This is a genomic window from Variovorax sp. 20P10.2.4, from assembly GCF_058244205.1.
Window position 1 is genome coordinate 1 of sequence record NZ_JBZAYE010000264.1, and the last position, 9,452, is coordinate 9,452.

Genomic DNA, 9,452 nt, shown 5'->3' on the forward strand with positions numbered 1-9,452 from the left:
CTCGTGGGCTTGGAGATGTGGAGAAGAGACAGGGCTCACGGCGAGCTCGCCGGCCAGCACGATGCGCTCGGGCGGCGCGCGCAGGCCGAGCCGGCGCAGCCGCAGCGCGAGGCCCTGGGCGGTGTGGGTCGAGTTGTTCGACACGATCGCGAAGCGGCCCTCGAAACGCTCGAGGAGTTCGGCCGCGCCGTCGATGGCTTCGTTCTGGCGCACCAGCGTGCCGTCGAGGTCGAGCAGCAGGTGACGCGCCTGCGCGAGCGGTGCCAGGTCCGCTGCCGCGGGGCCTCCCGGCGCCCGGGTCTGGGTTGCGATGTTCTTCATGGATCTCCGGTTCGGGCCATCGGGGGAGCGGGGGTGCTGGCCGTGCGGCGGGATTGTATTGAACATTGCTCAGTCGTTTGATAATTTTCAAATGAGCTTATTTCATTTGCTTGTCATCTTCGACTTCTAAAGTTCAACGCAACCGAGCGAGGCACTCGCCCGAGAAACGCCCCCGAACCGAAGGAACCGATCATGAAGAAACTCCTGGCCATCGCCGCCGCCGCCGTCTCGTTCAGCGCGCTGCTGGCCCTCCCGTCCCATGCCCAGTCCGTGGCCGACGGCTCGCGCGAACATCCGCTGCGCGTGCTGCTGATTCCCGCCGACGGCGGCACCGAGTCGGGCACCAAGGCCGACTACGCGCCGGTGTTCAACGCCATCACGCGCAGCACCGGCCTGAACTTCGACCTCAAGGTCGGCCAGTCCTACGGCGCCGTGGTCGAGGGCATGTGCAACCAGCTCGCCGACATCGCCTTCTTCGGCCCGGTGTCGTACGTGCAGGCCCACAAGCGCGGCTGCGCGCAGCTGCTGGCCGTGGGCGTGGAGAAGGGCGCCTCGGTCTACTACGCCGGTATGTTCGCCAAGGCCAATGCGCCGATCGCCTCGATCAAGGACCTGAAGGGCAAGCGCGTGGCCTTCGGCGACGTGAACTCGGCCTCGAGCTTCACCTTCCAGATCGCGATGCTGCTCGACGCCGGCATGGACCCCGCCAAGGACCTGTCGGCGATCCGCATGACCGGCAGCCATGCCAGCAGCCTGGCCGCGCTGGTGCAGGACCAGGTCGACGTGGCCTCGCTCTCGTTCGACTCGTACGAGAAGGCGGTCAAGCAGGGCGCGGCCGATCCGAAGACCATCAAGGTGATCGCCAAGAGCATGGCCATTCCCTATCCGCCGCTGGCGCTGAACTCCAAGCTGCCCGAGGCGCTGAAGACCAAGCTCAAGGACGCCTTCCAGACCGTGAACAAGGCCCCCGGCATCACGCCCGACATGATCCGCGGCTACGGCGGCGGCAAGATCGACGGCTACGACACCAAGTTCTCCGAAGAGGAGTTCAACGTCGCCGCCGAGAAGCTGGGCCTGCTGACCGACGACCTCAAGGGCCGCATCCTCGCCAAGGCGGCCGAGCGTTGATCGCCGGCGATCGCACGCACGCCGCAGAGTCCGCCGCCGGAAGCACGCCCATGCTGCAGTTCGAATCGGTCGCCATGCGCCACCCCGACGGCACGCGCGCGCTCGGCGGCGTCTCGCTCGAGGTGCCCGCGGGCCAGTTCTGCGTGGTGCTGGGCGCCTCGGGCGCGGGCAAGTCGACCTTGCTGCGCACCGCCAACGGCCTGGTCGTGCCCACGCAGGGCACGGTGCGGGTCGAGGGCGTGCGCATCGCACCGGGCTCGCTGGCACGCGTGCGTCCGCGCATCGGCATGATCCACCAGCAGTTCAACCTGGTGCTGCGCTCGAGCGTGGCCGAGAACGTGCTCGCCGGCGCCTTGCCGGCCCTGGGCACCTGGCGCGCGCTGCTCGGCCTGTTCACCGACGCCCAGCGGCGCAAGGCCTGCGAACTGGTCGAGTCGGTGGGCCTGGGCGAGGAGCACCTGCTGCGCCGCGTGAGCGAGCTCTCGGGCGGCCAGCAGCAGCGCGTGGGCATCGCGCGCGCCTTCATGCTCGATCCGCCGCTGGTGCTGGCCGACGAGCCGGTGGCCAGCCTCGATCCGCAGACCAGCCACGACGTGCTGTCGCTGCTGCGCCGGCAGGCGCGCGAGCGCGGCACCACGGTGCTGTGCAGCCTGCACCAGATCGAACTGGCCTGCGAGTTCGCCGACCGCATCGTGGCCTTGCGTCGCGGCGTGGTCGTGTTCGACGGCGCGCCGCGAATGTTCCAGCCGCAGGTCTTCGATGCGATCTACGGCCGCGGCGACACCGCGCCCGAGTCCGTGCCCGCGGCCCGGCCATCGATGGCCGGCGAGCCCGAGGCGACGCCGCCGCTGCATGCCGGCGCCCTGGAGCTCGCGCAATGAACACGATCTCTTCCTCCTCTTCCGCCGCGCGCGCGTCGCGCCCGGCCTCGGCCTGGGACCTGCCGCGGCCCTTCGGCACCCGCACGCTGGTCGTGCTGCTGCTGGTGCTCGTGGTGGGCTTCTTCGCGGGCCAGCGCGTGGAGATGGGCCGCATGCTCTCGCTGACCGGCGAGGGCGTGCTCGCCGCAGTGGGCCTGCGCGACAACTCGCAGGTGCTCTCGGGCCTGGGCTCGATCGCGCGCTCGCTGTTCCCGCCGCAGATCTCCGAGCAGACCGAGGTCGCGCGCATCGAGGGCTTCGACCGCAACCGGCTGCCCTGGTTCTCGCGCGTCGAGACCCTCGAGACGCACGAGCCCAAGCTGAACCCCGAGACCCTGCAGATGGAGGACCGCGTCGAGCGCCGCGAGGTGCTGATCGAGCCGCTGGGCTATCTGTGGCACGTGGCGGTGAAGATGCTCGAGACCTTCGAGATCGCGGTCTGGGCCACGCTGATCGCGATCGTGCTGAGCGCGCCATTGGCCTGGTGCAGCGCGAGGAACTATGCGCCCAACCGCCTGGCCTACGGCCTCGCGCGCAGCGTGGTCGGCCTGTTCCGCGCGGTGCCCGAGCTGGTGAGCGCGCTGTTCCTGGTGCTGGCCTACGGCTTCGGCCCGATCGCCGGCGTGCTGGCCCTCGCGCTGCACTCGGCCGGCTTCCTCGGCAAGTTCTACGCCGAGGACATCGAGACCGCCGACGACAAGCCGCAGGAAGCGCTGCGCGCCATCGGCGCCAACAAGCTCAAGGTGATGCGCTTCGCGGTGCTGCCGCAGGTGATGCCGCAGTTCATCGCCTACACGCTCTACGTGCTCGACCGCAACGTGCGCATGGCCACCGTGGTCGGCCTGGTCGGCGCGGGCGGCATCGGCCAGGAGCTCAAGGGCCGCTACGACATGTACAACTATGCGCACGTCGGCACGATCCTGATCGCGATCTTCCTGACGGTGCTGGTGCTCGACCGCATCGCCGCCCGGCTGCGCAGCCGCTATGGCTGAGCCCTGAGTCCTCGCGGGCACCGCGTTCGCGGCGCCCGCCCCCATTCCCCGCTTTCTGTCCGAACTCTCGCGCGGCTCGTCCGTTGCGCGCAGCGGCTTCGGCCGCGCCTTTGTCTCCCACGTCCCTCGATTCGAAAGGAACCCTCATGAAAACAGCATCTTCCCGGTACGGCCTCGCTGCGGCAGGCCTTCTCCTGTGCCTGAGCCTCGCCGCCTGCGGTGGCGGTGGTGGGGGCGGTGGCCTGCCGATCCTGCCGCCGGGACAGACCCCGCCGGCCGGCGACGGCAACAACGGCAACGGCAACAACCCGCCGCCCCAGCCCGCGCTCAAGTGCGCGCCCTGAGTCCGCGCCTTCCTCCAGACCTCCCTTCGCCCCTGCGTTGAAAGAACCTCCCATGAACACCACCTCCCGTCGCGATTTCTTCCGCAAGTCGGCCGGCGCCATCGGCGCGGCCTCGGCCCTCACCATGCTCCCGCCCGTGATCCGCAAGGCCCTGGCGGTCGAGGCCGCGGTCGACACCGGCTCCATCAAGGACATCAAGCACATCGTGATCCTGATGCAGGAGAACCGCAGCTTCGACCACTACTTCGGCACGCTGAAGGGCGTGCGCGGCTTCGGCGACCGATTCCCGATCCCGCTGGCCAACGGCAAGTCGGTGTTCTTCCAGCCCAACACCACCGCGGGCGCGCCCGAGATCCAGCCCTTCCGCCGCGACTCCACGATCGCCAACGCGCTGATCGGTTCGGGCGCGCCGCACAGCTTCCCCGACATGCAGGGCGCCTGGGCGCAGGGGAAGATGGACCGCTGGATCCAGTTCAAGAACCAGGTGACGATGGGCTACTACCTGCGCGAGGACATCCCGTTCCAGTTCGCGCTGGCCGATGCCTTCACGATCTGCGACGGCTACCACTGCTCGATCCTCACCGGCACCGATCCCAACCGCATCGTGTTCTGGTCGGGTTCCAACTTCAATCCCGAGCTGCGCAAGAAGGGCATCAACAGCACCGACACCGATTCGGAACCGGTCAACTCGCGCTGCTGGCCGAGCCCGTCGAACTGGATCGCGGGCAACCCGCAGGAAGCCGACGGCACGGGCCAGAAGAACGCGACCACGGGCGCCTACAACTACAAGTACGTCAACAACGCGTTCAAGTGGGACACGCTGCCCGACGTGCTGCAGAAGAACGGCATCAGCTGGCACATCTACCAGAACATGAACAACAACTGGACCGGCGCCATGAACGGCTGCCTGGCGTTCCAGAGCTTCCGCACCGCGCAGCCTGGCTCGCCGGTCTACCAGCACGGGCTGACCGGCGGTCCCGCCGCGGCCGACGGCGCCACCAACTTCCTGGCCCAGCTCAAGCAGGACGTGATGAACGACACCCTGCCGCAGGTCTCGTGGGTGCTGCCCACGCAGGCACTGGCCGAACACCCGGGCAGCAGCGAAGGCGTGGCCGGCGCGGCCGACTTCATCTCCGACGTGCTGAGCGCGCTGACCTCGAATCCCGCGGTCTGGAGCAAGACGGCGCTGTTCGTGACCTTCGACGAGAACGACGGCTTCTTCGACCACCTGGCGATGCCCGCCGTGCCCTCGTACGACGCCAACGGCAACCTGATGGGCAAGTCCACCGTGCCGCTCGATGGCGAGTACTTCGACGCCTCGGTGGGCAGCTACCTCAACGCCGCCGACACCGTCAGCGGCAAGATCCGCCCCTGGGGCCTGAGCTCGCGCGTGCCGATGTACGTGGTGTCGCCGTGGAGCAAGGGCGGCTGGGTCAACTCGCAGGTGTTCGACCACACCTCGATGGGCCGCTTCCTCGAGAAGCGCTTCGACATCACGATCGACGCCATCAGCCCCTGGCACCGCGCGGTCTGCGGCGACCTCACGAGCTGCTTCGACTTCGTCAGCCCGAACGATCCGGTGGTGCCCAAGCTGCCCGACACCAGCGGCTATCCCGCCATCAACACGGCGCAGAAGGCGCTGGGCAACACCGGCGTCATCACCAAGGCGCCCGTGCCCGCCACGCCGCTGTTCCAGGAGACCGGCACGCGCTTCTCGCGCGCGCTGCCCTACGAGCTGCACACCAGCGCGCGTGTCGAGGCGCGCGGCCTGGTCTCGCTGATCTTCAGCAACACCGGCGACCAGGGCGCGGTGTTCCACGTCTACGACAAGCTGCACCTGGACCGCATCCCGCGCCGCTACACGGTGGAAGCCGGCAAGCAGCTGCAGGACTACTGGGACACCGGTGCCACCGACGGCGGCAAGTACGACCTCTGGGTCTACAGCACCAACGGCTTCGTGCGCAGCTTCAGCGGCGACGCGATGGCCTTCAACGCGGCCGCCTTCAGGCCCGAGGTCCAGGTCTGCTACGACCCGGCCGCCGGCGACGTCTACGTGAAGGTGCACAACAACGGCAGCATCGACGGCGAGGTGACCGTGCAGTCGAACGCCTACCGCACCGACGGCCCCTGGACCCTCAAGGCGCCGAAGGGCGACATGGGCACGCTGCACTGGGAGCTCAAGGACAGCGGCCACTGGTACGACTTCACCGTGACCGCCGGCAACGCCGTGCGCCGCTTCGCGGGCCGTGTCGAGACCGGCAAGCCCACCGTGAGCGACCCCGCGATGGCGATGCACCTGCAGGCCTGAGCGCGCTTCCACCCCAACGAGGAGAAACACCATGAAGAAGAACAAGCGCATGCCGCGCGGCGCGAGCCTGCTCGGCGCGTCGCTGGCCCTGGCCGCGATCTGCGGCCCGGCCCTGGCCCAGACGGTGCCGGTGGTCTGGGACCCGGCCAAGGCCAACCTCGGCGTCGGCACCGATGCCGGCACCACGGTCGGCGGCAGCAACAACACGGCCGTCGGCACCAAGGCCGGCACCAAGGTGACGGGCGACGACAACCTGGCCGTGGGCCAGAACGCCGGCGCCGGCGTCACCGGCAGCAACAACCAGGCGATCGGCGAGGGCGCGGGCAACACGGTCAACGGCAGCGGCAACCAGGCCATCGGCCAGAACGCCGGCAACAACGTGACCGGCCCGACCAACCAGGCCATTGGGCAGGGCGCCGGCAACAACGTCACCGGCACCAGCGACATCTCGATCGGCCTGGGCGCCGGCAACAACGTCAGCACCAACTGGAACCTCGCGATCGGCAACAACGCGGGCACCAACGTGTCGGGCGGCAATGCCAACGTCGGCATCGGCTTCGAGTCGGGCCAGAACGTCAAGGGCGGCTGGAACCAGTCGATCGGCCGCAGCGCGGGCGACAACGTCACCGGCGACCACAACAACGCCACCGGCTTCCACGCCGGCAGCGGCGTGACCGGCAGCGACAACAACGCCACCGGCACCAATGCCGGCATGACCGTGACCGGCAGCAACAACAACGCCATGGGCAACGGTGCCGGCAACAAGGTCACGGGCAGCGACAACACGGGCATCGGCACCAATGCCGGCAGCAACGTGACGGGCAGCAACAACGTGTCGCTCGGCGAGGGCGCGGGCAACAACGTCGGCACCAACTGGAACCTGGCCATCGGCGAGGGCGCGGGCAGCAACGTGTCGGGCAAGAACGCCAACCAGGCGATCGGCTACTACGCGGGCACCAACGTCAACGGCGGCTGGAACCAGACCATGGGTCGCAGCTCGGGCCAGAACGTGACCGGCGACTACAACAACTCGACCGGCTACGCGGCCGGCTCGAACGTGACCGGCAGCCGCAACGACGCCACGGGCCAGAACGCCGGCCAGAACGTGACCGGCAACGACAACGAGGCCTACGGCACCGGTGCCGGCAGCAACGTCAAGGGCAACGGCAACCAGGCCTACGGCACGGGCGCGGGCAACAACGTCAACGGCAGCAACAACCTGTCGATGGGCCAGGGCTCGGGCGCGGGCGTCACGGGCGTGGGCAACCAGGCCTCGGGCATGCAGGCCGGCGCGGGCGTCTCGGGCAACAACAACATCGCCACCGGCCAGGCCGCGGGCGGTGGCGTGCAGGGCAGCAACAACGTGTCCTCGGGCACGATGGCGGGCCAGGCGGTCAGCGGCAACTCGAACCTCGCGCAGGGCAACAGCGCGGGCCAGCACGTGCGCGGCAACGACAACATCGCGATCGGCTCGGGCTCGGGCGCCTACGTGAGCGCGAACCAGACCGCCTCGATCGGCGCCGGCGCGCGCGCCAGTGCCGACAACTCGCTGGCCATCGGCACCAATGCGCAGGCCTTCGAGGACTCGGGCGTGGCGATCGGCAACGGCGCCGTGGTGAACCATGCGAACAGCGTGGCGCTCGGCGCCGGCAGCGCGACCACGCGCGGCGCGCTCAACAACTACACCGCCATCGGCATGGCCGGCGTGCAGTCGTCGATGGGCGAGGTGGCGCTGGGCAACCGCCAGATCACCGGCGTGGCGCCGGGCAGCGCGCCCACCGACGCCACCAACGTCGGCCAGGTGCAGGGCATGGTGAAGGAGGGCGTGAGCCAGGCCAATGCCTACACCGACACCGTGGCCGCGCAGGGCCTGCCGGTCGGCAAGGCCTACACCGACCTCACGGCCGCCCGCCTGCAGAGCCAGATCGACGACACGGCCCGCCGTGCCTACGCCGGCATCGCCAGCGTGGCCGCGATGGAGGCCGCGCCGATGGTGCCCGGCAAGATTAGCTACGCGGTGGGCCTGGGCAACTACCGCAGCGAGAGCGCGATCGGCGGCTCGCTGCGCCACACCTCGCAGGACGGGCGCTACAGCGTCACGCTCGGCGTGGGCGCGAGCAGCTCGGGCGTGGTGACGCGCGTGGCGTTGACCGGCGTGTTCGACTGAGGGTGTGCCGGCGGGCGGAGGGCTCTGCTATAACGCAGCGGCCCTTCGCAACCCGCCGCATCCCTCATGCACAACACGTCGCTGACGCTGCTCAAGTGGATCTTCATCGCCGTCGGCCTGGGCCTGCTGCTCATCGCGATCGTGGTGCCCAACGAGGCCAAGTGGCTGCTCACGCTGCTGGGCCTGATGTTCACGGGCGTGGGCGGCGGCATCCTGTTCGTCGGCGAGCGCAACGCGAAGCGCGCGGCCTGGCTGCTGCAGCACGGCCAGCGCATCGATGCCGAGCTGCGCGAGGTCGAGCTCAACACCTCGTTCCAGGTCAACGGCCGGCATCCCTACCGCGCCATCGTCGAGGCGCGCGCCGGCTTCGGGCGCGAGCTGCGGCAGTTCCGCAGCGCCAACATCTGGTTCGATCCCACGCGGCACCTGAGCGGGCGCCGGATCGCGGTCTACGTCGATCCCGCGAATCCGAAGCGCTACCACGTGGACCTGTCGTTCCTGCCGCCGCGCGGCTGAGCTTCAGCGCACTTCAGCGAACCAGCGCGAAGCGCGCGTGCAGCCCGCCCACGGCCGAGGGCGACACCCACAGGTCGAAGTCGCCGGGCTCCACGGTGGGCCGCAGGTCGCGGCCGATGAAGGCCAGGTCGGCCGCGCGCAGCGCGAACTCGACCTGCACCGAGGCGCCGGGCGCGATGCGCAGCTTGCGGAAGTCCTTGAGCTCGCGCACCGGCCGCGTCACGCTCGCGGTGCGCTGCGCGATGTAGAGCTGCACCACCTCCTCGGCCTCGCGCTGGCCGGTGTTGGTGACGGTGGCGCGCACGCGCAGCGTGCCGTCCGTCATCGGCAACTGCTCGCTGTCGAGCGCGACGCCGTCGTAGCGCACCGGCGCGAAGCCCAGGCCGAAGCCGAAGGGATAAAGGGCCTCGTTGCTGGCCTCGATGTAGCGCGTCTTGAAGGCGGTGCCGGGCGCATCGGGCGGCAGCGGCCGGCCGGTGCGCTTGTGGGCGTAGTAGTAGGGCACCTGTCCCGCCGTCTGCGGAAAGCTCACCGGCAGCCGCCCCGAGGGATTGAAGTCGCCGAACAGCACGTCGGCGATCGCGTGGCCGGTCTGCACGCCGAGGAACCAGGTCACGAGGATCGCGCGCGCATCGCGCACCACCGGCGGCAGCGCCATCGCGCGGCCGTTGCTCAGCAGTATCACGATCGGCTTGCCGGTGGCCGCGACCGCCTCGGCCAGCGCCTGCTGCACCAGCGGCAGGCCGATGTCGGCGC

Annotated in this window: 9 protein-coding genes; 7 read left to right on the forward strand and 2 right to left on the reverse strand. The window is 69.5% G+C overall.

Going from position 1 to position 9,452, the window contains the following annotated elements; genetic code table 11:
• Window positions 1–321, reverse strand: a 321-nt coding sequence (locus AC27VN_RS22570) for an HAD family hydrolase (protein WP_490877962.1), incomplete at its 3' end; no start/stop codon positions are given.
• 192 nt (window positions 322–513) lie between these two features.
• Here AC27VN_RS22570 and AC27VN_RS22575 point away from each other — a divergent pair.
• The 7 genes from AC27VN_RS22575 (at window position 514) to AC27VN_RS22605 (ending at window position 8,696) form a co-directional block, all read left to right on the forward strand.
• The gene (locus AC27VN_RS22575) at window positions 514–1,449 is read left to right on the forward strand and encodes a phosphate/phosphite/phosphonate ABC transporter substrate-binding protein (RefSeq protein WP_093344422.1); all 936 of its coding nucleotides are present in this window, start codon (window positions 514–516) and stop codon (window positions 1,447–1,449) included.
• Between the two features lie 50 nt (window positions 1,450–1,499).
• The gene (locus tag AC27VN_RS22580; protein ID WP_490877963.1) at window positions 1,500–2,330 is read left to right on the forward strand and encodes a phosphonate ABC transporter ATP-binding protein; all 831 of its coding nucleotides are present in this window, start codon (window positions 1,500–1,502) and stop codon (window positions 2,328–2,330) included.
• Complete coding sequence (gene phnE / locus AC27VN_RS22585; protein WP_490877964.1) at window positions 2,327–3,361, forward strand: phosphonate ABC transporter, permease protein PhnE; 1,035 nt, start codon at window positions 2,327–2,329, stop codon at window positions 3,359–3,361. The genes AC27VN_RS22580 and phnE overlap by 4 nt, the downstream gene beginning before the upstream one ends.
• A gap of 146 nt (window positions 3,362–3,507) precedes the next feature.
• On the forward strand, window positions 3,508–3,705 hold the full coding sequence (locus AC27VN_RS22590) for a hypothetical protein (RefSeq protein WP_143129180.1): 198 nt from the start codon (window positions 3,508–3,510) through the stop codon (window positions 3,703–3,705).
• 52 nt (window positions 3,706–3,757) lie between these two features.
• Window positions 3,758–6,013: a phosphocholine-specific phospholipase C gene (locus AC27VN_RS22595; protein ID WP_208511572.1), complete on the forward strand. Its 2,256-nt coding sequence runs from the start codon at window positions 3,758–3,760 to the stop codon at window positions 6,011–6,013.
• Window positions 6,014–6,044: 31 nt separating this feature from the next.
• Entirely contained in the window at window positions 6,045–8,180 is a 2,136-nt protein-coding gene (locus AC27VN_RS22600) for a YadA family autotransporter adhesin (protein WP_431509245.1), read from the forward strand.
• Window positions 8,181–8,246: 66 nt separating this feature from the next.
• Window positions 8,247–8,696 (forward strand): DUF3592 domain-containing protein, encoded by a 450-nt coding sequence (locus AC27VN_RS22605; protein WP_203201457.1) that lies wholly within the window; start codon window positions 8,247–8,249, stop codon window positions 8,694–8,696.
• A gap of 13 nt (window positions 8,697–8,709) precedes the next feature.
• Here the strand turns inward: AC27VN_RS22605 and AC27VN_RS22610 are convergent.
• A partial coding sequence (locus AC27VN_RS22610) for a glycoside hydrolase family 3 C-terminal domain-containing protein (RefSeq protein ID WP_490877965.1) occupies window positions 8,710–9,452 on the reverse strand: 743 nt, incomplete at its 5' end.